Raw genomic sequence first — 21,935 nt, 5'->3', positions numbered from 1 at the left:
CGAGGAATGACTGATGAACTATGAGCTACTGTTTGATGCGTTAAAGGATCGTCGTATCCGTATCGCTATCACCGGAGCCAGCGGCGGCTTTGGTCGCTCCCTGCTGGCACAGTGTCGTGAAATCGCGGCCATCGATATCGTTGCCCTGTGCGACATCAATACTGACGGCACCCGTGAACTGCTGCGCTCGCTTTCCTATCGCCAGGATAACAGCCGGCTGTGCCAGACCGCCGAGCAGGCGGCGGCCGCTCAGCAAGCGGGAGACACGGTCATCATCAGCGACTACCGGCTGCTGGATGGACTGGCGTTCGATATGGTGGTGGAAGCGACCGGCAAACCGGAAATCAGCGTTGCCATCGCCGTGGCCGCGCTTAAGCGCGGCGTCCATGTCGGCATGGTCAGTAAAGAAACCGATTCGGTAGCCGGGCCTTGGCTCAACCAGCTGGCCATCCGCCATAATGCGGTCTACACCACCGTGGACGGTGATCAGCCGAGCAATCTGATTGGCCTGGTGACCTGGGCGCGGGTGCTGGGGCTCGATATCATTGCCGCCGGTAAATCCAGCGAATATGACTATGTGTACAGCCAAGAAACCGGCAAGCTGACCTATACCGGCACCGAGGTAGAGGTGCCGGAACTGGCCGGGCTGTGGCATCTGGATGCTGCCGATATTGCCACTACGCTACGTCGTCGCTCAGCGCTGCTGTCAATGTTGCCGCAAAGCGCTACGCCCGATTACTGCGAAATGAACGTGGTCGCCAATTCCATCGGTTTCGTCCCGGCCTGTCCGACCCTGAACTATCCGGTCTGCCATATCCGTGAACTGGCCGATGTGTTTATTCCTGCAGCAGAAGGCGGCATCTTGACCCAGACCGGTGTGGTCGATGTATTCAACTGCCTGCGCCGGGATGATGAGGTCAGCTTCGGTGGCGGGGTGTTCATCATTGTGCGTTGCAAAGACGCTGAAACCTGGCAGATGCTGGCTGAAAAAGGGCATATCGTCAGCAAAAACGGCCGTTATGCCTGTTTGTACCTGCCATATCACATTATGGGTGTCGAATCGCCACACAGTCTGTTTTCAGCGGTATTGCACCGCCGGGCCTCCGGTGCCCGCGATCAGCAAATCCATGCGGTGATGGCCGGCTACGCCGAGCGTCCGCTGAACAAGGGCGAAACGCTGACCATGGGCGGCCATCATCATACCATCGCAGACGTCAGCGCCCGCCTGTTGGCGAAAAGCGATGCGGCAGGGGTTGCGCCGTTCTACCTGCTGGCGAACAAGACCCTGACCGCCGACGTGGCCGCGGGGCAGTTGATCCCGCTGGAAGCGCTGGAGCTGGATGATTCGATCCTGCATCAGGCCTGGCAGGAAATGAGTTAACGCATAACGCGGTCATCAAGACTCTGATACCCGGTCATCAAGACTCTGATACCCAGTCAGCAAGACTCTGATACCCAGTCAGGTATCAAACCCTGCATGGCCACTGCGCTCAGTGGCCATTTATTTAATCTTCAGAGAGTGACTCGGTGTGGTCAATCCGCCGCTAGGCGCTTGACGAATACGCGCCGTCAGTCCTTTCAGGAAGTAACGCAGCAGCTGATCGCCGCACTCCCGATAGTTCTTGTGATCCGGCGCGCGCAGCATGGCGCTCAACTCAGGCTGTGAAACCCTGAAATCCTGCGATGCCAGGATCTCGGCGATATCTGTGGTCTTCAGGGAGAACGCCACCCGCAATTTCTTCAGGATAATATTGTTGTTGATACGACGTTCCGGTTTAGGCGCCGGACGGTCTTGGTCCGTGCCGCGCAGGCGGATAATCAGGCCATCCAGGAAATAGCCCATCACCACGTCGGGGCAAGCCACAAAGCCCGGCTCTTCCTCTTTTTTGACGAAGTTCGCCATTTGTACAGCCGGGATCGCCATCTCCATTGAGGAGAGTATGTCCACCAGATGATCATTATTCATTTTGAGCATATAGCGCAGACTGCGCAGTACATCATTATTCAGCATGGTTAGCCTGTCATTTTGTTACGTTGGGTTAAGGCAAGCCGGGCAGTATAGTGGCATTTTCCTGCCAGCGACAGGGGAAAGGTCGCTGGCGCTGCATGCACTGCCGTTCGGTAATTACACCACCCGGGCTAAGGTACCCGGGGATGTTTATGGGTAGCACCTAGCGGAATGGCGGTTCATTGAAGGTGCGCAGTTTACGGGAATGCAGGGTATCGCCTTCCGCCCGCAACTGGTCTATCGCACTGATGCCGATTTGCAGATGCTCCGATATTGCGCCTTCATAAAACCGGTTTGCCTGGCCCGGTAGCTTGATTTCGCCGTGCAGCGGTTTGTCCGAGACGCAAAGCAGGGTGCCGTAAGGGACGCGGAAACGATAGCCCTGGGCGGCGATGGTCGCGCTCTCCATATCGACCGCCACTGCCCGGCTGAGGTTAAAGCGTAATGCCGAGGCCGAATAGCGCAGTTCCCAGTTGCGGTCGTCGGTAGTGACCACGGTACCGGTGCGCAGTCGCAACTTGACTTCCTCGCCCGGCATGCCGCTGACGCGTTTAGTCGCGTCATATAAAGCGCGCTGCACTTCGGCAATGCTCGGAATGGGAATATCGGGCGGGAGCACCGAATCCAGCACATGATCATCGCGCAGATAGGCGTGGGCCAGGACATAATCGCCAATGGTCTGGCTTTCGCGCAGGCCGCCGCAGTGGCCGATCATCAACCAGGCATGCGGACGCAGCACCGCCAAATGGTCGCAGATGGTTTTGGCGTTGGAGGGGCCGACGCCGATATTCACCAGGGTGATACCCTGGCCATCGCGGGCAATAAGGTGGTAGGCGGGCATCTGGTGATTTTTCCAGGCCAGATCCGAGACGGCCTGTTCTGGGTTGGGCGTCTCGGCGGTGATATAGGTGCCGCCGGCGCAGGACAGCGCCAGGTAGGGACTGTCGGCATCGGCTATCTGACCACAGGCCCAGCGCACGAATTCGTCCACATAGCGCGTGTAATTGGTAAACAGCACATAGGGTTGGAAACATTCCACCGGCGTGCCGGTGTAGTGCCTGAGTCTGGCCAGTGAGAAATCGGTTCTCAGTCCGTCGAAATGCGACAGCGGAAAGTTCTGGCTGAACGGGGACAGGCCATCGGCGGTTTCATCACCGATTTGCGACAGTTCGGTGGTGGGGAAATGCTGAGCAATTCCGGTGCTCATCGAACGATCCAGTACCAGATCCGATCCATCCAATACATAGGGGAACGGCATTTCCTGCTGGGATGGCACCACTTCAATTACCGCGGCATATTCCCCCTCCAGCATCGCCAACTGCTCCATCAAGTAGGGCCGGAACAGGGCAGGCCGGGTGATGGTGGTGGTATAGCAGCCAGGCCGGGTGAAGCGGCCATAGGCGCGATTGCGCGGATGGCCCGGCGAAACGCCATCCCAGTAGACCCGCAGTTCTGGGTAAACGAACAGGCCATCGGCGCGGGCCTGTTCGTCAGGCAGCCGGCCATGATGGATAAAATCGCCAATCGCGGTTCGCAGCGAGGAAACCGCCTGAGAGTAGAGGGCCTCCAGTGTGTCGATGGCCTCAGCGGCGGTAAGCCGGGTGCCGGATCCATTGTCTGTCATCATGTTTCCTTCAAATTGTGGCTTCAGATGCGCATCTCTCATTAATGATCGCATTTAACCATGACAGATTAGCGGTTGCAGGTCAGAGCAGCAATATGCCCTGTACCCGGATAGCGCCAAAGCGGCACGCTTCATTGCAGAGTTGATGATGACTGATTGCATGTTATTTACCGAAATAATGATGCAGGGTATCCTTAAAATAGCGTGGGTTTACCGATCCACTCCAACCCTAACCTCAATCAGTTGCCGGCATAAAAGGGCTCGGTCTCAGCGACCAGTTGCCGGCATAAAAGGGCTCGGTCTCAGCGACCAGTTGCCGGCATAAATGGGCTCGGTCTCAGCGACCAGTTGCCGGCATAAATGGGCTCGGTCTCAGCGACAGTTCAACAGGGTGTGGCTTGCCGGCGGTGCAGCGTTTCAATCACAAAAGTGCTAAAGGCGTCGATTTTGACCGAAACCGGATGTGCGGGCAGGCGCAGCAGCCACATTGGCCGGGCGGGCGGCGCATAGTCAGGCAATACCCTGACCAGCGCACCGGACTGCAGATCGTCTTGCAGCACCACATCAGACTGCAAGGCAATGCCGAAGCCGGCCAATGCCGCCTGCCTTATCGCTTCGCCAGAATCAATGCGCAACCGTGGCGACAGGGCGATTTCATGTTCTCCATCGGGGCCCAGCAGCCGCCAGCGGGCATTATGCCGCCACTGGCTGAAGCTGAAGCAATTATGCCGGGACAGATCCCGCGGATGCTTCGGCACGCCATGGCGTGCCAGATACCCCGGGGCGGCGGCCAGGACCATGCGATAGTCCGGCAGCGGGTGCGCTATCAGTCCTTCGTCGAGGATAGCGCCAATGCGAAATGCCAGTTGAAACTGTTCAGCCACCACATCCACTTTGCGATCGGTCAGTACCGCCTCAATGTTGATGTAAGGATGGTGCTGCAAAAATGCCGCGATCAACGGGGTCAATAGCCGATTGCCGAAGGCGACCGGGGCGCTGAGACGAATCTCACCCACTGGACCCCGGTTCAGCCGTTTGCTGATCAACTCGGCTTCCAGCAGGCTGGCGAGGATCTCACGGCAGCGGGCATAGTACTCTTTACCGGCTTCGGTCGGTCCTTGGCGACGCGTGGTCCGATGAATCAATGCCGTTTCCAACTGCTGCTCCAGATAGCGGATATGCTTGCCGACCATGGTAGGGGACATGTCATTGGCCGCGGCGGCGGCGGTAAAACTGCCCAGATCAATCGCACTGACGAACACCTTCATACTGAGCAACTTATCCATTATAAACCCCTGGTGTTTTCTGTGTGCCACTATAGCGCCTTTTTCCGCTATATTCGCCGATGCATACTAATAATAACCACTATCAGGATGTAATTACGGAGAGCAGTATGTATGCACTTACATTTTCCCGCTTCGGCGGTACCGAGGTTTTAGCCTATCGTCAATTGCCGGATATGACGGCTTCGCCAGGTTGCCTGCTGGTCTCGGTGAGCGCCGCCGGTCTGAACTTCGCCGATATTTACCGTCGACAGGGCCGTTATTCTTTGGCCGGGACCGCACCCCATATCGGCGGCTACGAGGGCGCCGGCGAAGTGATAGCCGTCGGGGAAGGGGTGACTGAATGGCGGGCCGGCGACAGAGTGGGCTTTGCTGATGTGCCCTTCGCCCACGCCAGCCAGCTACAGGTGCCCGTTAGCCATGCCATCCGGTTACCGAAAAATCTCAGCGATGTTCAGGCGGCGGCCATTTTACTGCAGGGACTGACGGCCGATTATCTGGTCAATGATCTGGTAACGATTAAACCGGGCGATAAAGTCGCGGTACTGGCCGCCGCCGGCGGCGTCGGTCGGTTACTGACCGGGCTGCTGGTTGCCCGGCAGGCGCGGGTATACGCCGTTGCCTCAACCAGGGCTAAACGCGATATCGCCTTGAATCTGGGGGCCAGTCAGGTGCTGGCTTACCAGGATTGGGCTGTACAGCTTCACCGGGAAGGTGGCGTGGCGGTGGTGTTCGATTCGCTGGGGTCCACACTGGATCACAGCCTGTCGGCGCTGAGCCCGGCAGGCCGGGTCGTCCTGTTCGGTATGGCCGGCGGTGAGATACCGCCGCTCAGCCCGGCATCCCTGCTGGCTGATTCCAAAGGGGTGATCGGTGGCGATCTCTGGACTTATCTGAGCAGCCGTCAACAGCGTCAGCAACGGGCTGACCGGCTATTCAGCGCGTTGGCTACCGGTCAGATTTCACTGCCGCCGTTAAGCCCTTTTAGCCTGGCAGACGGAGCGGCGGCGCATCAGTTACTGGAAAGCCGCGACTTCAGCGGCAAAGTGCTGCTGCTGCCATAATGTCGCCTCACTTATCGCGGTGCTGATAAAGCGCCAGTGCCGCTGTCCGCCCACTGGGCAGGGCCTGGTTTCCCACGCCGCCTAACATGGACAGCGTTAAACATTGGTCGGCGCTTAGCATTACCACCGTCAAGATTGGATCCTCACCGACAGCCAGGCAGAACTATTGGCAGCATAAAGAAAATAGCCGTTCAACGTTATGCAATATCTGGCCGGATATATGGACGATTATTCTTACAATAAATGAATGTTAATATTGTCGTAAACCTAGACAGAGAATTCATATTTCCTGCTTGGGGACTCCCTATCCTGTGATACTGATGAGTGAAGAATATTATCCAGGGATAAGGCTGGCTATTCATCGCCAATTGCTGATAGCACAGCCAGAATATCCCGCTGCTGTTTCCCATCAACGGTACGGGTTGGTTTGGAAGGACTTATCATGATTACTGAAGAACTCTTTAATAAAGATACTACCCGCTTAGAACGCCTATCGATTAAAGAAAAAATGGGATTTGGATTTGGTGATGCGGCCTGCAACATGATTTGGGGCCCGATAACCATGTTTCTTACCTATTTTTATACTGATATATATCGCCTGGATCCGGCGTTAATTGCCTCTCTGCTGCTCTTTGTCCGCGTCTTTGATGCGGTAGCCGACCCCTTTATGGGCGCAGTTGCCGATCGGACCCGCAGCCGCTGGGGACGATTCAGGCCTTATCTGCTCTGGGGAGCCGTGCCGTTTGTTATCAGCTGCATGATGATGTTCTATACCCCCGAGGCCAGCGAGCGCTTCAAGATTTTCTATGCCTTTGCCGCCTATTTTATTCTGTCCGGCATCTATACCATCGTCAATATTCCCTACTGCTCGCTGGGCGGAGTGATAACGTCCAACCCTGAGGAACGGGTTTCATGTCAGCAATACCGCTTTGCCATGGCGGGCGTCGCCATTCTGTTTTGTTCGCTGACCCTGCTGCCGCTGGTGGAATTCCTCGGCAGCGGTAATCGCCAGATGGGATTTTTCTGGGCGATGACCCTGTTTGCGCTGATGGGACTGGCGATGTTCCTGACCTGTTTCTATACCACCCGGGAACGCGTCAAAGCGCTGCAAGAAAATGAGGAAGGGATTTTTCGTAGCTTTATCTCGATTCTAAAAAATGACCAATGGGTTATCTGCGCTGCCGGCATGTTTTTGGATTGTGTACCGAGCTTTATTCGCGGCGGAGCAATCATATTTTTTGCAAAATATGTCATGCAGCTGAATACGACCTGGATCACTTTATTTATGAGTGTTGGTGTGGCGGCCACCATTCTCGGATCAATGCTGACTAAATATTTCACTACTCGCTGGTGTAAGGTGAGAGTCTATATCGGTATTAAACTGGTACTGGTATTCATGTCCTTAGGTTTTTATCTGATAGATCCGCTAAACCTGACGTTGATGCTGGTATTTTATGTGGTACTAAATATCATCCACCAGATCACTACCCCTATATTATGGTCTTTTATTGGCGACGTAGATGATTATGGCGAGTGGAAACTGGGAAAACGCATGTCCGGTATTTGCGCGTCGGGAAATCTGTTTGCCCTCAAACTGAGCCTGGCCTTCTGCGGTGCGTTTATCGCGATCACGTTATCGCTCACCGACTATATCCCGGATAACCCCGCCCAGCCGGCACAGGCCCTGAGCGGGATACTGTTTCTGGTCAGCCTGGTGCCGGCCATCGGTTATCTGGCCTCGGCGCTGCTGTTTAGATTTTACCGGCTGGACCGCCATACCATGCGCGAAATTCAGTTGGCGCTGCTGGCGCGGGAGAAGTCCGTCAAGCGCGATGAGCGATAGCGGACCTGAGTTTACCGAAATAAGGGAGAATATGTTATGCCACGAATAACCTATACGGTACATGCCGACAGCCGTATCGCCAGGATTGATCCCCGCCTTTACGGCTCGTTTGTCGAACATCTGGGCAGGGCGGTGTATACCGGCATTTATGAGCCAGGGCATCCAGAGGCCGACGAGCAGGGGTTTCGCCAGGATGTGCTTGAGCTGGTGAAGGACATCGGCGTCACCACCGTACGCTACCCCGGCGGCAATTTCGTGTCCGGCTTTAACTGGCGCGACGGCATCGGGCCGAAAGAATCGCGCCCGGTGCGGCTGGATTATGCCTGGATAAGCAAAGAAACTAACCAGTTTGGTATTGATGAATTTGCCAACTGGAGCCAAAAGGCCGGGGTTACGCCGATGATTGCCGTCAATCTGGGCACCGGTACCCCCCAGGAAGCCGGTTATTTTCTGGAGTACTGCAATCATCCGTCCGGTACGGCGTTGAGTGATTTACGGGCGGCTCACGGACGTGCAGCACCTTACGATTTCAAACTGTGGTGTCTGGGAAATGAAATGGACGGCCCATGGCAGACCGGGCAGCTCAGCGCTGAGGACTACATGAAGAAGGCCCGGGAAACGGCAAAAATCATGCGCTGGATAGACCCGGAAATTTCCCTTGTCGCCTGTGGGAGTTCCCATTCGGCCATGCCGACCTTCCCTGAATGGGATCGCATTGTGCTGGAGGGGCTATACGAGCATATCGATTATATTTCCTGCCATCAGTATTACGAGAACGAGGGTAACCCGAAAGATTTTTTGGCCTCGTTTTTGAATATGGACAACTTTATCGAGACGATCACCAGCACCATTAACTATGCCAAAGCCAAAACCCGGTCCGACCGCGAAGTGATGATTTCCTTTGATGAATGGAATGTCTGGTATCTCAAGACTGATCCCTGGGATGCGGTGTTCAAGGATAAGGCCAAGCGGTTTCAGCCAGCGCCCCCGCTGCTGGAAGACCATTATAGTTTCCTGGATGCGTTGGTCATCGGCGGCCTGCTCTGTACGTTGGTAAACCATGCCGATCGGGTCAAAATGGCCAGCCTGGCTCAGCTGGTTAACGTGATAGCGCCGATTTTTACCCAGCCCGGCGGCGATGTAATCAGGCAAACTATTTTCTGGCCTTTTCAAATGGTGGCAACGTATGGACAAGGATATGCCCTGAGGAGCTTCTCCCGTTGCCCGACCTTTGAGACCCGCTACGGCGACGCCAGGCTGGTGCAGTCGGCACTGGTCTACAATGAGGAACGGCAACAGATCGTCTTGTTTGCCCTTAACTGTGATTTCAGTCAGCAGGTTACGTTGGCGCTGGATTTGCAGGGCTTCGGCGTCACTCGGCCTCGCACCCAGGTGCTGCTGCAGCACCAGGACCTGAATGCGCGCAACACGTTTGACCAACCCGATAATGTCAGTCCCCGGACGCTGTCGCTGCAGGCTGAGCCGGGCAACCATCATGATGTGGTGTTGCCGCCGCTGTCGTGGAACATGTTGCTGATTGATATCTGCTGACCGGCGGGATCTACCGGCCGGTCAGCGCAATGCCAGATAAACGGGCGAAGCTGGGGCGGGCTAGCGCAGCTCCCGGTGTATGCGCTATTACCGGCCGGCTAGCGCAGCTCTCTGCAGGCGCGACTGATGCGTTCGCATGCCAGTTTCAGTCTGGCATCGTCGATGGCATAGGCGATGCGCAGATAGGGTGACGCGCCAAAGGCTGAACCCTGCAGAGTGGCCACATGGGCGGCCTGCAACAGATAGGCCGCCACCTCGTTATCACGGGTAAGTGTTTCACCGGCGGGGGTCTTTTTCCCCAGCAAACCGCTGCAGTTGGCGAAAACATAAAAAGCCCCCGGCGGCAGGTCGGCACTCAGTCCATCTATTGCTTCGATACATGACATTACCGTTTTTCGTCGGCGTTGCAGCGTTTCCAGCCAGCCGTTCATGAAGTCTGCCGGCTGCTCAAGAGCGGCGATGGCAGCGGCTTGAGAAATCGAACTGGGGTTTGAGGTACTCTGGGACTGGAGGATCTGCATGGCGTTGATTAGCCAGGAAGGCCCGCCGGCGTAGCCCAGTCGCCAACCGGTCATTGAATAGCCTTTAGAGACCCCGTTTACCGTCAAAATCCGCTGCTTAAGCCGGGGTTCGATGCTGGCCAGCGAGGCGAATTGTGACGGTGGATGGCAGATTTGCTCATAAATATCGTCTGCCAGGATCAGAACCTGGGGATGTTCAAGCAGCACCTGGCCTAGCGCATACAAGTCTTCCGGGCTGTAGACTGCACCGGTAGGATTATTAGGGGAATTGAGCATCAGCCAACGCGTGGCCGGAGTAATGGCGGCGGCCAGATCGGTAGCCTGCAGTTTCCAGCCATTGGACTCGGCACAAGGAATGAAGCGGGCTTCACCTTCAGCCAGGGCCACCATATCTGGGTAGGAGACCCAGTAAGGCGCCGGCACCAGCACTTCATCTCCAAGGCGTACCGTGGCCAGCAGGGCATTAAAAATCAGTTGCTTGGCTCCAGTGCCGGCGATAACTTCATTGGCTTGGTAACGGATGCCGTTTTCCCGCTCAAATTTAGTGATAATTGCCGTTTTCAACTCAGCACTGCCGGAGACGGCAGTGTATTTTGTGTCACCCCGTACAATTGCCTCTATGCCCGCCTGCTTGATATGGCCGGGCGTATCGAAATCCAGTTCGCCTTCACCCAGATTGATAATGTCAACACCTTGTTGAGCAAGGGCGCGAACCTGATCAGAGATCGCCGCGGTAGGCGAGGGGCGTACACGCCGTAAGCGCGGCGCCAGAAATTCAGCAGACATGGTTCCCCCAATGAGATAAATATTAAATTGTATTATGTGATTCATTAAAACCAATTTAAGCTAGCATGACTTTAGCCTAAATGCCCACAGTTTCTTGAACAGTTGCCTGGTCTGGCCACCGATCGCCAGGGCAACCGGGCTGGCGGGCACCGTTGCTGTGTGACTGATGTGGACTGATTTATGGCACTTATATTTGTTAAAGACGATGCAACTGAACCGGCCCGCTATGGGGCAATGGCCGCTATCCTCGCCGCCAGGCTTGCAATACCGCTGGTACATTTGGAGGTTGACTGGCGTCACTCCGCTTATGCTGATGCCTGTCAGCATGTGATCGGTGAAGGTAAGTTGACCGGTAGCGGCCTACTGTGGGCCGAGCGTCTGCTGGGCGGTTCCGCGGGTCAGGCCACCGGCCTGAAGACCCTGCTGGCCGATGCGGCTACCGGTTTTCGGGTCGTCGTGCTGGCAGCCCATTCCGGTAACACCCTTGACCAGCTTATCTCAATGGCCAAGGCACAGCGGATTGATTACCAACTGCTGACCATCAGGGATACCCGCCAAGGATTGGCCTTTAGCCGCGGTCAGCAGACTGACGTTTCACTGGGCTACTGGCGACGGGACCGGTTCGGGCGCTGGATCAATACCCCGGAATCAGTGCCTGCCGGGTTGCCGCTGCGCATTGCGCTGATAGGTGCCAGAGACCATCAGTTCTCTGCCTATCCGGCGACCCTGGCCGCGTTGGGGGATGCCTCTGACCAGCTGGCAATCCCGGTTGAGGTGGTATTTGCCGATCCTCTGGCGCTTGAGCAACAGGCTGAGGCACAGCTGGCCGGCGTTGATGGCCTGTTGCTGCCGGGCGGTGCGGCAATGGAAAATGTGCGCGGCCAGATAAGCGCCGCCCGCTATGGCCTGCGCCACAATATCCCGACCCTTGGCCTGTGCCTGGGCATGCAAACCATGACCACTGCCCTGTGTCAGCGAATGCTGGGTTCCACCCAGGCCAATTTGGCCGAATCCGACCCGCTGGCGGCGATAAAAACCTTTGTGCCACTGGCCGAAACGCCAGGCCATCCGCACCATCGCCTGGGCGACGACCTGATGCTGACCCGGCCAGGCACGCTGGCCGCCAGGCTAATGGGACCCCGCTGCACGCTGCGTTATAATCATCGCTATCAGCTTGCGCCGTCGCTTAAGGAGGGGCTGGGCCAGCATGGCCTGATCATTAGCGGCACCGATACCAGCGGCACCATTGCCGATATAATCGAATGTCAGTCTCACCGGTTTTATATGGGTGCTCAGGGACACCCGGAACTCTCTTCGGCCAGTGGCAAGGCCCATCCGTTGTTGCTGGCGCTGATCAGTGCAGCCCAGGACTACCGCCAGCCAGCAGCAGGACGGGGGTGATTCAACGCCGACTGGCCGCTGACAAACCGGCGTTGCAAATAAGCAACAGCCGGTTTGTCATGAGCCGGCCGTTTGTCAGGCAAGCGTTACTCCGCTGCGTTTGTCGCTTGCCAAACGGTGCAGCTCGGCTTCAATCAGCGACACCTCTTCTGCATTCAGATCACTCAGCGGTGGCCGGACATGCTGCCCGTCAAAGCCGCGCAGGTTCATTGCCGCCTTGACTAACTGCGGTTGCCCCAGTCGGCGAGCCAGCGCCCGGTAGGGATACCACAGCCGGTGCAAATCGCGGGCGGTGGCCGCATCACCCTGTTCCAGCGCCCGATAAGTGGCCAGAATCAGCTCGGGCAGGGCGCCGCTGTTAGTGGTGCTGATCCCATCAAAGCCGCACATCATCGGCCCAAGGAACGCCAGGTCAGAGGCGCAGAACAAACGCAGCCGACCGCCCAGGCGATGGGCTAGCTGATCGATGGCGGTCGGGTTCAGATCGCCCTGTTTTATGCCGACCACACCGGGAATATCGGCCAGCTGTTCCAGCACCACCGGCGGCAGGGTAATACCGATGCCCGGGGCGTTATAGACCAGGATACCGGTGCGGGACAGCGGGGCCATCTGCCTGAAGAAACTGACAATCTGCGCATCGGTCACTTCCGATACAAACGGCGGCGTCACCATCGGCAATCCGCCGAGCGAACCGGCCAGCTCAGTCAGTTCCCTGACCACGCGGGCATCGGAGCCGGCGCTGCACAGCATCACCGGCACGCGATCGCCGACCACCTCCATTACCTGGCGAAACATCTGAGCGCGTTCTGTGGCGGTCATCGCCGGGAATTCACCATAGGTGCCGCCAATCAGAATGCCGTCATAACCCAGTCCGATCACCCGCTCGATATTTCGGGCCAGACCGGCATAATCGAATTCGCCGGCGCGGGTAAACGGTGTCACGGTAATATTAAAAATACCTTTCAGACGCGCCTGACTTTCACTGATGTCTTTCATGCATTGGTTTCCTGTTTCATTAAAGGCGCCCGTCAGATGGCGGGCCACGATGTCAAAGCTGATAAAGCGGACGCGGCACAGCGCCGAGGATCCGATAGCCGGTGTCAGTGACGACAATGGTTTCGCTGACGCCGACGGTAAACTCGCCATAAATTCGCAGCGCCGGCGGGATATGAAAGGTCATGCCCGGCTGGAGTTCGGTGGTGATACCGCTATAAAGGCTGAGAATGGCGCCTTCGCCCCAGTCAGGTGCGAACGAAACGCCAATCGAATAGCCGGTACGCTTGCGGAAATTATCGCTGTAGCCCGCCCGGTCAATGACCGCCTGGCAAGCCAGGTGCGGGGCTTCGCAGGTGGCACCGGGACGGATGGCGTCCAGGGCGGCCTGCAGCGCTTCCTGGCAGGTTTTTTCCATTGCCAGGGCGGCTGCCGGCGGTTTGCCCAGCCACGCCGATCGCATCAGCGCGGCGTGATAGCGGTCATGGGTGGCGGCCATTTCCAGAAAAATCGGGTCGCCCGCCAGCAGGGTACGCCGCCGCCAGGTGCCGTGGGGCACCCCGGTGCGTGGTCCGGTCGATACCAGCGGATCCATGCCCATATATTCAGAACCGGCGGCGATGGCGGCGCCCATCATGGCCGCCACCAAGTCATTTTCGCTGGCGCCGGCGGCGATCGCCGCACGCCCGGCCAGCATGCCGGCGTCGACATAGCGTGCGGCATGGGCCATTTTTTCCAGTTCCGCAGCGGACTTGACGGCGCGCAGTTGCTCAATCACCCCGGCGGCGTCATAAAGCGTACCCAGGGTGGATTGCAGCGCTTCATAGACCGCAATCGGTAAAAACCAGCCGCGTTTATCGATGCCGATGCGGCGCTGGCTCCAGCCCCGGGCTTGCAGCACCGCTAGCAGAAAATCGACCGGATTATCGCCATCGCTGTAGATAGCGGCGTCGCGGATAAAGGTATTGGCGATAAAATTGAAATATTCCAGCTGTCGGATGACAAACACCGCGTCCCCTTCCACCGGCAGTACCAGCGCCTGAAAGGTGTAGTAGCCCGGTGTCTGCTGACCGGTCAGATAAAAAATGTTTTCCGGGCTGGTAATGACCATCAGATCCAGCCCGGCGCCTACCAGTAACTGACGTGCGCCGGCCATACGTCGCTGGTATTCGGCCTGGCTGAAAGCGGACTCGGATCCTGGAATGACCTGACCTAAATCCGGTAACGGCATAGCCGGCGGCGCTGCTTGTAGTTTCATTGAATGAACTCCTGGAGTAATTCGGCCCGGGCGGGGCTGAATGCGACCCCCAGGCCAGAGGTCGGCTGGCAGGATACCAGCCCCTGGTGATAGCAAAGCCCGCTGACCGGGTCGTCCGCCAGGCCGTCGGCGCCATACAGCTCCGCATAGGCCGGTCTGGCGGCGCAGGCGACCTGTAGCGCGGCGGCTGTGGCGGCGGCGCCTTCGTTCATCTGGCCTACCATAAAGGAAATGCCGGCCGCTGAGAGACGTCTGGCGGCGGCGAGCGTCGGTGCGATGCCGCCCATTTTTACCAGCTTCAGATGGGCCATCAGTTTGCCTTCCTCGGCCAGAATGCGTTCCAAGTCCTCAGTGTTACTCATGCTTTCGTCCAGCATCAGCGGCACCGGACTCAGACGGGCCAGTGCCGGATAAGCCGCGGCCTGGCTATCGGCGATCGGTTGTTCCAGATAGCTGAGCTCATAGCGGCCAAGGCGCCGCAGATTGCTCAGCGCCTCGGCCGAAGACCACTGGCCATTGGCATCCGCCGACAGGCTGATGTGATGGCCAAAACGCTGACGCAGGGCGGCGATACGCCGTTCATCTTCGGCGAACGAGGCCACGCCGAGGCGCACTTTCAGCCTGGTAAAGCCGCGCTCGACATAGTCGGTTGCCTGAGAGAGCATCTGCGGCAGCGGCGACCAGAACAGCGTCTGATTTGTGCTATGGCCTACCGCCGAGAGCGACGTTGCGCCCAGCAACGCCGCCACGCTCACTCCCTGGCGGCGGGCGATAAGGTCGTGCAGGGCAATATCGATAAGCATGCGGGTCGGTGGCAGGACGGTGCTGCCGGCCTGGTGCAGCGTTGCCAGCAGGCGGTCCGGCGGCTGGTGCCAGTCAAGCTGCCTGAGCGCCTTGACGACATTGTCCTGTACCAGGGCGGCCTGATAGCCGTTCAGATAGGCAATATTGACCCGAACTTCGCCCAGGCCCTGGAAGCGGCCATCGTCAAGCTGCAGATACAGCTCTTCCAACGCACCGATACTGCCGGACGATGCCGTATGCAGTTGCAAATGAGGGTAATGCAGGCTGGCCCGATAGAGACTGACTTTCATCGGCTGTTCCTTAACGCGGCATCATGGCCAGGGCCACATCGCGATAGATTAGGCTGCCGGTAACCCATTCATCCACCGGGATAAACTCATCCGGTTTATGGGCCACCGACAGCGAACCCGGACCGAGAATAATGCCCTTGGCGCCCAGGCTGGCGAAATGCACCAGGTCACAGCCGCCCTGAAAGCCGAGCGGGCCGGGCGTGGGATTGCCCCGGGCGCGGCATACGCCTACGCCTGCCTGTACGATAGCGTCGTCAAAGGCCGTCTCGGTGGCGCCGCCGGTAGTAGGCTTGAAGCTGACTATCTCACTGCGAACGCCAAATTTTGCCTCGGCCAGTGCCAGCAGATCGCAAATCTCCTGTTTCACCCGGGCTTCGTCTTCCCCCGGCACCATGCGGCGATCCAGCAGCAGGTCGCAGGCTCCCGGCAATACGTTGTCCGCATGGCCGCCGCTGATGCGGGTTACCGTCAGGCTGGCATTGCCGACCAACGGGTGGCTGCGGCAGCTGACGTGATGCTGATGCTCATGTTCCACCAGGCCCAGCAGTTGTGCAGCGCGCAGAATGGCGTTTTCACCGAGCTCGGGGGTGCCGGAATGGGCAGTCACGCCATGAACCCTGACCAGCGGCCGCAGGCTGCCTTTGTGTGCGGAATAAGTGGTGTTGGACGTTGGTTCACCGATTACCACATAATCGATGGCGGCGGGGGCAGCAGCCACATAGTGTCTGGCGCCAAAGCTTGCCACCTCTTCATCGGCGACAAATATGCCCATTAGTGTGCCGGTCCAGCTGTGGCGCTGGTTTGCCAGCATGCGCATTGCCTCGATCATCGCTACCATCGGCCCCTTGGCATCGCAGGCGCCACGGCCATACAGCCGGCCGTCGCGTTCGGTCAGGGTAAAAGGATCCTGGCTCCAGCCCTCACCGGCTGGCACCACATCGATATGGGTATTAAAGGCAAAACAGGGGCCCGGACCGTTCTCCAGGCGCGCAATCACATTGGTCCGCCCGGGCTGATAATCACTCAGCGAAAGGCTGAACCCGGCTGCCTGTAAAAGCGTACTGATGCATTCGGCCGCTTCACGCTCCCGGCCCGGTGGATTTTCGGTATTGATAGCGACCAGGGCGGCCAGGTCGCGTTTCATTCTCTCGATATCGGGTGATGACTGACTCATCAATAACTCCTGCAACTCGCTGGATAGGAAAAAACGGGCATCTGCCGGCGGGCCGGTCAGTGCAGTATCTGGTCAAGAAAACGCTGGGCGCGTTCGCTGACATCACCGTTGAAAAAATGCTCGCCGCTGGCGTGCTCAATGATTTCGCCGTTTTCCATAAACACGATATGGTTGGCGGCCCGCCTGGCGAAGCCCATTTCATGGGTCACCACGATACTGGTCATGCCTTCGGCGCTGAGATCGGCCATCACATCCAGCACTTCGCGGATCATCTCCGGATCGAGCGCCGAGGTCGGCTCATCAAACAGCATCAGCCTGGGCTTCATCGCCAAGGCGCGGGCGATCGCCACCCGCTGTTGCTGGCCGCCGGACAATTCGTCTGGAAAAGCATCGGCTTTATCCGGAATCCGTACTTTGCCCAATAGCGCCAGCGCCAGCGCCTCGGCATCCTGGCGGCTGACCCCGAGCACCGTCATCGGCGCCAGCATGATGTTTTCTGCAGCGGTCAGGTGTGAGAACAGCTCAAAGTTCTGGAACACCATGCCGATGTCCTGGCGAAGTTTGTGCGGCTCGATACTTTGATGAGTAATATCCTGATTACGAAAGAATATAGCGCCGCCCTCGATGGGCTCCAGCAGATTGACGCAGCGCAGCAGCGTTGACTTGCCGGAACCGGACGGGCCGATAAGCACGACCGTTTCTCCTTCGGCCACGTTCAGAGAGCAGTTTTTCAATACGTGCTGGTTGCCGAAGTGTTTCTCGATGCCGATAATTTCCAGCACTGGCTGGGCAGGTTTCATTTTCTGTTCCTCAATGGGGGGCGGCACTGCTTTGCTGCAGCCGTTCGGTCAGTGATAAGGCCGGTTTTCTGCGCTTTTTCGGATCCAGCGAGCGCTCAAGCCATGCCTGACCGACCATAAATATCGACGTCAGCACCAGATAGTAGATACCGGCGGCGCATAGCGCTTCGAAATAGCGGAAGCTGGCGCTGGCGGTCTGGTTGGCGATGAGCAGCAACTCTTGTACCGCGATGACCGATACCAGGGCGCTGGACTTAAGCATCGAGATCATCTGATTACCCATCGGCGGCAGCACGATCCTTGCCGCCTGGGGCAGCACTATTTTTTGCATGATCTGCCTTTGCGTCATGCCCAGCGCCATGCCGGCAGTACGCTGGCCACGACGGACCGCCTGCAGGCCAGAACGCAGGATCTCCGCCATATAGGCTCCTTCATTAAGCGACAGCGCCAGCACCGCACAGGTAAAAGCAGAAAAACGTAGGCCGAACGTCGGCAGCACGTTATAGACAAATATGATTTGAAACAGTACCGGTGTACCGCGAAACAGCCATAGGTAGCCAAAGGCCAGCACGGTGCCGGCCTTGAAACGGGATTCCTGCAGCAGGGCCAGAATCAGCCCGGTGATAATGCCGAAAAACAGTGAGCACACCGTTAACAGCAACGTCATTAACGCGCCCTGGAAGAACGCCGGCGAAAACAGGTATTGCCAAACTAATAACAGGGACATGGTGTTACCTCAACATCAGGGGCTGACCAATAGACAGCCACATCAGAACATGGCGACCGACGCCGGGAACTGCCATTTGGCAATCAGCTTTTGGTAGGTTCCATCGGCCACCACCTGGGAAAGGCCGGACTCAATGAGGCTTTTCATCTGGCTATCGCCTTTGCGCAGGGCAAAGCCGATGTGGGTGTCGGCTTCGAATTCATCGCCTGTCGCCTCAAAGGTATCGCCTTTCTCATTCAGCAACGCCACCGCGCCGGGCGTAGACAGAAACTCTGCGTCAGCGCGTCGCTGGGCTACCGCCACGGCAGAATCGGTTGCCGCCGGGAAGGTCATGACATTGACCGCCGGCTTATTGGCCTGCAGACATTTTTGGTTATCCGCCCGGGCCTGGCTCTCTTCAATACCACCGAGGGTGACGGCAATATTTTTGCCGCATAACGACAAGTCCCGGCCGGTAATGTTTTCTGGATTGCCTTTGGCGACCACCACCCGGCTGCCGATTTTAAGATAGGGAACAAAGTCCACTTGTTCGGCGCGGGCAGGGTTGATGTACATCGCCGAGTTAATGATATCCAGGCGTTTGCCCTGCAGGGCCGGGATCAGGCCTTTGAACTCCATCTGCATCGGCTGGGGTGTGAGGGACAGTTTCGCCGCCACCGCATTGATAAGATCGATGTCAAAGCCAGTCAGTTTGCCGTCACGGGTAAATTCAAACGGCATAAAAGTAGCGGCCACCCCATAGGTCAGGTTTGACGTGCTGACCAATGCTGGCGTGGCGGCCTGGCTGATTAATGGGGTGCTGAGGCACACCGCGGCCAGCGACAGGGTGGCGAACCGATGCAAAAACGTTTTTTTTGACATGTCAGACTCCAGAAAGTGATGAACACGATTGCTCTTTATGTATCATTAAATACAATTGAATATGTGAGTCAAGGCTCTTTTTTGGTGCGCTGGCTGCACAAATATAGGGCTTTTGGCGGCTCTGCTTCACCGTTGAACCGGCTTATGATATTGTACTTATCAATACTTAAAATACTATAAACTGGACCTTTAGCCATGTTACCAACCGCAACCGCCAGTGGAAGGCGGCTGGCCAACCAAATCCTTGACCTGATACGTGAAGCAAGATTCGAGCCAGGTCATCACCTGCGTGAGCAACAACTGGCCGATATGCTGGGTGTTTCGCGCACGCCGGTGCGGGCAGCGCTAAAATTGCTTGCCGAACTGGGCATCATCGCCGCACGGCGTAACCAGGGGTTTTTCTTGCAAAAAGGATTTGATGAGCTGCAGCGAATCAGTATTGATATCCCGGCCAGCAGCGATCAGGACCTGTACGAACAACTGGTCAAGGATCGCATCGCCGGCAAGCTGCCGGATTCGCTGACACAAATCGAGATAGCCCAGCGCTATGATGCGGATCGCGGGGTGCTGGCGCGCACGCTGCTGCGGCTGTCTGAAGATGGGCTAATTGCCCGTAACAAAGGTCATGGCTGGTCGTTTTTACCGACCCTGAATACCGATGTCGCGTTGAGCAACGGCTATGGTTTTCGGTTGATGATCGAGCCCGCCGCACTGCTTGCAGAGGGGTTTCATGCCGATAAGCAGGCGCTTAAACGCCTGCGCCTGCAGCATCTGTATCTGCTGTCGCACCCGGATATTTTGGCAGTCGATAGCCGGCAGATTTTCGAAACCGATGCCCGCTTTCATGAAATGTTGGCTGAATGCAGCGGCAACGTTTTTGTGCTGCAGTCGATACAACAGCAAAACCGGCTGCGACGATTGCTGGAATTCGGCAGTTATACCAACAAGGCGCGCGTCAAAGAGTGGTGCGAGGAGCATGTGGCTATTATTGATGCGGTGATGGCGGGACAGCGGGAACAGGCGGCCGAGATGATGCGCCGCCATTTACATTACGCCTATCAAATGGTGCTGGATAAAGTCAGCCGGGCGCGGTGAACCCGGCATCTTAGCGTTGAATGATTCAATTGTTCCTCGCCCGGTAGAACCGCCGTGACTGGCTAACCGGTTATAATACAGAAGAATTCAGACTATGCCCCTACGCTGCAAATGCCTTATCTTCTAAGCGTTACGTTGTGACGTTCTATCTCTTCATTAGCTGCACAGGCCATTGCCGGGAAGCCTACTTCATGAAAAAACGTTTGTTACCCCTTTTGATTGCCGCGGTACTGTCGCCCACCGCCTTTGCCGCCACCCCTGACCATGTCCTGGTGGTGGCCCAATCGCTTGATGATATCGTCAGCCTGGACCCGGCTGAAAGTAACGAATTGTCCAGCATCCAGACTATCCCCAGCCTTTACCAGCGGCTGGTGCAGGCCGACCGGGATAACCCGGAGCAGGTGGTGCCGGTGCTGGCTGAAAGCCTGCAGCCGGATGCCAAGACCAACACCCTGACGGTAGCGCTTAAACCCGGCGCGGTGTTTGCCAGCGGTAATCCGGTCAGCGCCGATGATGTGATTTATTCCTTTACCCGCGCGGTGAAACTGAATAAATCACCGGCGTTTATTCTCAATGTTTTGGGATGGACTAGCGACAACATCGACAGCCAACTGCGTAAAATCGATGACCATCGGCTGGAACTGAAATGGACGGCCGATATCAGCCCGGCAGTGGTGCAGAACATCCTTTCCACGCCGATTGCGTCGATTGTCGACAGCCGCGCGGTGCAGGCCAATATCACCGATAATGACTACGGCAACGCCTGGCTGAGAATGCACTCCGCCGGTAGTGGCCCGTTTAAAATGCGCGTGTATCAGCCGCGCCAGGCGATCGTGCTGGATGCCAATCCGACCTCGCCCGGCGACAAACCGCTGCTTAAAAGCGTGATCATCAAAAATGTGCCCGACCCGGCTGCCCGCCGACTGCTGGTGCAACAAGGGGATGCGGATGTCGCCCGTGAACTGGGACCGGATCAGACCAGCCAGTTGAGTCAGCAGGCCGGCGTCAAGGTGCTCCAGATCCCTTCCGCTGAGCAGCACTACCTGGTGTTCAATACCGGCAACGGCGCTAATCCGCTGCTCAAAAACCCGGCTTTCTGGGACGCCGCCCGCTACCTGGTTGATTACCAGGGCATAACCAGAGACTTGCTGCGCGGGCAATATTTTGTTCAGCAGAGCTTTCTACCGGTGGGCTTACCCGGCGCTCTGACCACCACGCCTTTTCATTTTGATCCGGAAAAAGCCAAAGCAATCCTGGCCAAAGCGGGCATAACCCACCCGGCATTCACGCTTGATGTGGAAAATAAAGCCCCGTTCATCAATATCGCCGAATCACTGCAGGCCAGCTTCAATCAGGCCGGTATCAAGGTTGAGCTGCTGCCGGCGGCCGGCAGCCAGGTCTATTCCCGGGTACGCGCGCGCCAGCATCAGGCCGCCATTCGTCTGTGGATCCCCGATTACTTCGATGCCCATTCCAATGCCAGCGCCTTCGCCTATAACACCGGCAAGGACAGCACGGTCGCTGGCCTGAATGGCTGGGTCATCCCGGCGCTGAGTCAGCAGACGCTGGCGGCGGTTGCGGAAACCGACCCCCAAAGGCGTACCGTGCTGTACGCCAGTTTGCAAAAAGAGCTGCAGCGAAACTCACCCTACGTCTTTATCGACCAGGCCAAAACCCAGGTGGTATTACAGAATAAAGTGAAGGGGTATCAGCAAGGGCTTAACGCCGATATGGTTTTTTACGATCGGGTCAGCAAATAAGCGAACACACCCAGGTCCATCGGTCAGCATTGGCGTGCGGCGGATGGCCTGTATATAATCAAACGCAATAGTTATATCATTTGATGTAACTT

18 protein-coding genes are annotated in these 21,935 nt (G+C 57.3%); 7 read left to right on the top strand and 11 right to left on the bottom strand.

Translation table 11 applies throughout. From position 1 onward, the window contains the following. The first annotated feature begins 13 nt into the window (after window positions 1-13). Entirely contained in the window at window positions 14-1,381 is a 1,368-nt protein-coding gene (locus tag EDC52_RS13535; RefSeq protein ID WP_131865869.1) for a homoserine dehydrogenase, read from the top strand. Window positions 1,382-1,501: 120 nt separating this feature from the next. Here EDC52_RS13535 and EDC52_RS13530 read toward each other — a convergent pair whose 3' ends face one another. The 3 genes from EDC52_RS13530 to EDC52_RS13520 form a co-directional block, all read right to left on the bottom strand. Next, window positions 1,502-2,011: a YehS family protein gene (locus tag EDC52_RS13530; RefSeq protein WP_131865868.1), complete on the bottom strand. Its 510-nt coding sequence runs from the start codon at window positions 2,009-2,011 to the stop codon at window positions 1,502-1,504. 160 nt (window positions 2,012-2,171) lie between these two features. After that, complete coding sequence (locus tag EDC52_RS13525; protein WP_131865959.1) at window positions 2,172-3,632, bottom strand: AMP nucleosidase; 1,461 nt, start codon at window positions 3,630-3,632, stop codon at window positions 2,172-2,174. A gap of 383 nt (window positions 3,633-4,015) precedes the next feature. Next, window positions 4,016-4,918: a LysR family transcriptional regulator gene (locus EDC52_RS13520; RefSeq protein WP_131865867.1), complete on the bottom strand. Its 903-nt coding sequence runs from the start codon at window positions 4,916-4,918 to the stop codon at window positions 4,016-4,018. Between the two features lie 107 nt (window positions 4,919-5,025). On the opposite strand from EDC52_RS13520, the gene EDC52_RS13515 reads away from it, so the two are divergent. The 3 genes from EDC52_RS13515 (at window position 5,026) to arfA (ending at window position 9,373) form a co-directional block, all read left to right on the top strand. Further along, window positions 5,026-5,979, top strand: coding sequence for a zinc-binding dehydrogenase (locus EDC52_RS13515; protein ID WP_131865866.1), 954 nt, complete (start codon window positions 5,026-5,028; stop codon window positions 5,977-5,979). A 442-nt stretch (window positions 5,980-6,421) separates the two neighbouring features. Next, a complete protein-coding gene (locus tag EDC52_RS13510) occupies window positions 6,422-7,822 on the top strand; it encodes an MFS transporter (protein ID WP_131865865.1) in 1,401 nt (466 codons plus the stop codon). Window positions 7,823-7,858: 36 nt separating this feature from the next. Next, complete coding sequence (gene arfA, locus EDC52_RS13505; protein ID WP_131865864.1) at window positions 7,859-9,373, top strand: arabinosylfuranosidase ArfA; 1,515 nt, start codon at window positions 7,859-7,861, stop codon at window positions 9,371-9,373. A gap of 98 nt (window positions 9,374-9,471) precedes the next feature. On the opposite strand, the gene EDC52_RS13500 is transcribed toward arfA, so the two are convergent. Continuing rightward, window positions 9,472-10,680: a pyridoxal phosphate-dependent aminotransferase gene (locus EDC52_RS13500; RefSeq protein WP_131865863.1), complete on the bottom strand. Its 1,209-nt coding sequence runs from the start codon at window positions 10,678-10,680 to the stop codon at window positions 9,472-9,474. A gap of 180 nt (window positions 10,681-10,860) precedes the next feature. Between EDC52_RS13500 and EDC52_RS13495 the strand changes: the two genes are divergently transcribed. Next, window positions 10,861-12,081, top strand: a complete 1,221-nt coding sequence (locus EDC52_RS13495; RefSeq protein ID WP_131865862.1) for a glutamine amidotransferase-related protein — start codon at window positions 10,861-10,863, stop codon at window positions 12,079-12,081. 75 nt (window positions 12,082-12,156) lie between these two features. Here the strand turns inward: EDC52_RS13495 and EDC52_RS13490 are convergent, their stop codons facing one another. The 7 genes from EDC52_RS13490 to EDC52_RS13460 are packed head-to-tail and all read right to left on the bottom strand — an operon-like array spanning window position 12,157 to window position 18,988. Continuing rightward, window positions 12,157-13,077, bottom strand: a complete 921-nt coding sequence (locus tag EDC52_RS13490; RefSeq protein ID WP_131865861.1) for a dihydrodipicolinate synthase family protein — start codon at window positions 13,075-13,077, stop codon at window positions 12,157-12,159. Window positions 13,078-13,129: 52 nt separating this feature from the next. Further along, the gene (locus EDC52_RS13485; RefSeq protein WP_230468048.1) at window positions 13,130-14,332 is read right to left on the bottom strand and encodes a M24 family metallopeptidase; all 1,203 of its coding nucleotides are present in this window, start codon (window positions 14,330-14,332) and stop codon (window positions 13,130-13,132) included. After that, on the bottom strand, window positions 14,329-15,426 hold the full coding sequence (locus tag EDC52_RS13480) for a mandelate racemase/muconate lactonizing enzyme family protein (RefSeq protein WP_131865860.1): 1,098 nt from the start codon (window positions 15,424-15,426) through the stop codon (window positions 14,329-14,331). The genes EDC52_RS13485 and EDC52_RS13480 overlap by 4 nt, the downstream gene beginning before the upstream one ends. A gap of 10 nt (window positions 15,427-15,436) precedes the next feature. Beyond that, complete coding sequence (locus EDC52_RS13475; RefSeq protein ID WP_131865859.1) at window positions 15,437-16,600, bottom strand: M20 family metallopeptidase; 1,164 nt, start codon at window positions 16,598-16,600, stop codon at window positions 15,437-15,439. Between the two features lie 56 nt (window positions 16,601-16,656). Then, a complete protein-coding gene (locus tag EDC52_RS13470; protein WP_131865858.1) occupies window positions 16,657-17,400 on the bottom strand; it encodes an amino acid ABC transporter ATP-binding protein in 744 nt (247 codons plus the stop codon). Window positions 17,401-17,410: 10 nt separating this feature from the next. Continuing rightward, window positions 17,411-18,127, bottom strand: a complete 717-nt coding sequence (locus tag EDC52_RS13465) for an amino acid ABC transporter permease (protein WP_131865857.1) — start codon at window positions 18,125-18,127, stop codon at window positions 17,411-17,413. A gap of 42 nt (window positions 18,128-18,169) precedes the next feature. After that, window positions 18,170-18,988 (bottom strand): ABC transporter substrate-binding protein, encoded by an 819-nt coding sequence (locus EDC52_RS13460; RefSeq protein ID WP_131865856.1) that lies wholly within the window; start codon window positions 18,986-18,988, stop codon window positions 18,170-18,172. Window positions 18,989-19,183: 195 nt separating this feature from the next. On the opposite strand from EDC52_RS13460, the gene EDC52_RS13455 reads away from it, so the two are divergent. Next, the gene (locus EDC52_RS13455) at window positions 19,184-20,083 is read left to right on the top strand and encodes a GntR family transcriptional regulator (RefSeq protein ID WP_131865855.1); all 900 of its coding nucleotides are present in this window, start codon (window positions 19,184-19,186) and stop codon (window positions 20,081-20,083) included. 191 nt (window positions 20,084-20,274) lie between these two features. Continuing rightward, the gene (locus tag EDC52_RS13450) at window positions 20,275-21,843 is read left to right on the top strand and encodes an ABC transporter substrate-binding protein (RefSeq protein WP_131865854.1); all 1,569 of its coding nucleotides are present in this window, start codon (window positions 20,275-20,277) and stop codon (window positions 21,841-21,843) included. Window positions 21,844-21,935: the final 92 nt, after the last annotated feature.

Source organism: Biostraticola tofi (genome assembly GCF_004343195.1).
GTDB lineage: Bacteria > Pseudomonadota > Gammaproteobacteria > Enterobacterales > Enterobacteriaceae > Biostraticola > Biostraticola tofi.
Note: the sequence above shows the minus strand (reverse complement) of the source record. Positions and strands in the feature narration are given on the sequence as shown.

Bases quoted from the DNA above. Each gene is read 5' to 3' on its own strand.
- EDC52_RS13535 (WP_131865869.1), top strand. From the start codon at position 14: ATGAACTATGAGCTACTGTTTGATGCGTTAAAGGATCGTCGTATCCGT.
- EDC52_RS13520 (WP_131865867.1), bottom strand. From the start codon at position 4,918: ATGGATAAGTTGCTCAGTATGAAGGTGTTCGTCAGTGCGATTGATCTG.
- EDC52_RS13500 (WP_131865863.1), bottom strand. From the start codon at position 10,680: ATGTCTGCTGAATTTCTGGCGCCGCGCTTACGGCGTGTACGCCCCTCG.
- arfA (WP_131865864.1), top strand. From the start codon at position 7,859: ATGCCACGAATAACCTATACGGTACATGCCGACAGCCGTATCGCCAGG.
- EDC52_RS13450 (WP_131865854.1), top strand. From the start codon at position 20,275: ATGAAAAAACGTTTGTTACCCCTTTTGATTGCCGCGGTACTGTCGCCC.
- EDC52_RS13480 (WP_131865860.1), bottom strand. From the start codon at position 15,426: ATGAAAGTCAGTCTCTATCGGGCCAGCCTGCATTACCCTCATTTGCAA.
- EDC52_RS13465 (WP_131865857.1), bottom strand. From the start codon at position 18,127: ATGTCCCTGTTATTAGTTTGGCAATACCTGTTTTCGCCGGCGTTCTTC.
- EDC52_RS13515 (WP_131865866.1), top strand. From the start codon at position 5,026: ATGTATGCACTTACATTTTCCCGCTTCGGCGGTACCGAGGTTTTAGCC.
- EDC52_RS13530 (WP_131865868.1), bottom strand. From the start codon at position 2,011: ATGCTGAATAATGATGTACTGCGCAGTCTGCGCTATATGCTCAAAATG.
- EDC52_RS13510 (WP_131865865.1), top strand. From the start codon at position 6,422: ATGATTACTGAAGAACTCTTTAATAAAGATACTACCCGCTTAGAACGC.
- EDC52_RS13490 (WP_131865861.1), bottom strand. From the start codon at position 13,077: ATGAAAGACATCAGTGAAAGTCAGGCGCGTCTGAAAGGTATTTTTAAT.
- EDC52_RS13470 (WP_131865858.1), bottom strand. From the start codon at position 17,400: ATGAAACCTGCCCAGCCAGTGCTGGAAATTATCGGCATCGAGAAACAC.
- EDC52_RS13525 (WP_131865959.1), bottom strand. From the start codon at position 3,632: ATGACAGACAATGGATCCGGCACCCGGCTTACCGCCGCTGAGGCCATC.
- EDC52_RS13460 (WP_131865856.1), bottom strand. From the start codon at position 18,988: ATGTCAAAAAAAACGTTTTTGCATCGGTTCGCCACCCTGTCGCTGGCC.
- EDC52_RS13475 (WP_131865859.1), bottom strand. From the start codon at position 16,600: ATGAGTCAGTCATCACCCGATATCGAGAGAATGAAACGCGACCTGGCC.
- EDC52_RS13455 (WP_131865855.1), top strand. From the start codon at position 19,184: ATGTTACCAACCGCAACCGCCAGTGGAAGGCGGCTGGCCAACCAAATC.
- EDC52_RS13495 (WP_131865862.1), top strand. From the start codon at position 10,861: ATGGCACTTATATTTGTTAAAGACGATGCAACTGAACCGGCCCGCTAT.
- EDC52_RS13485 (WP_230468048.1), bottom strand. From the start codon at position 14,332: ATGAAACTACAAGCAGCGCCGCCGGCTATGCCGTTACCGGATTTAGGT.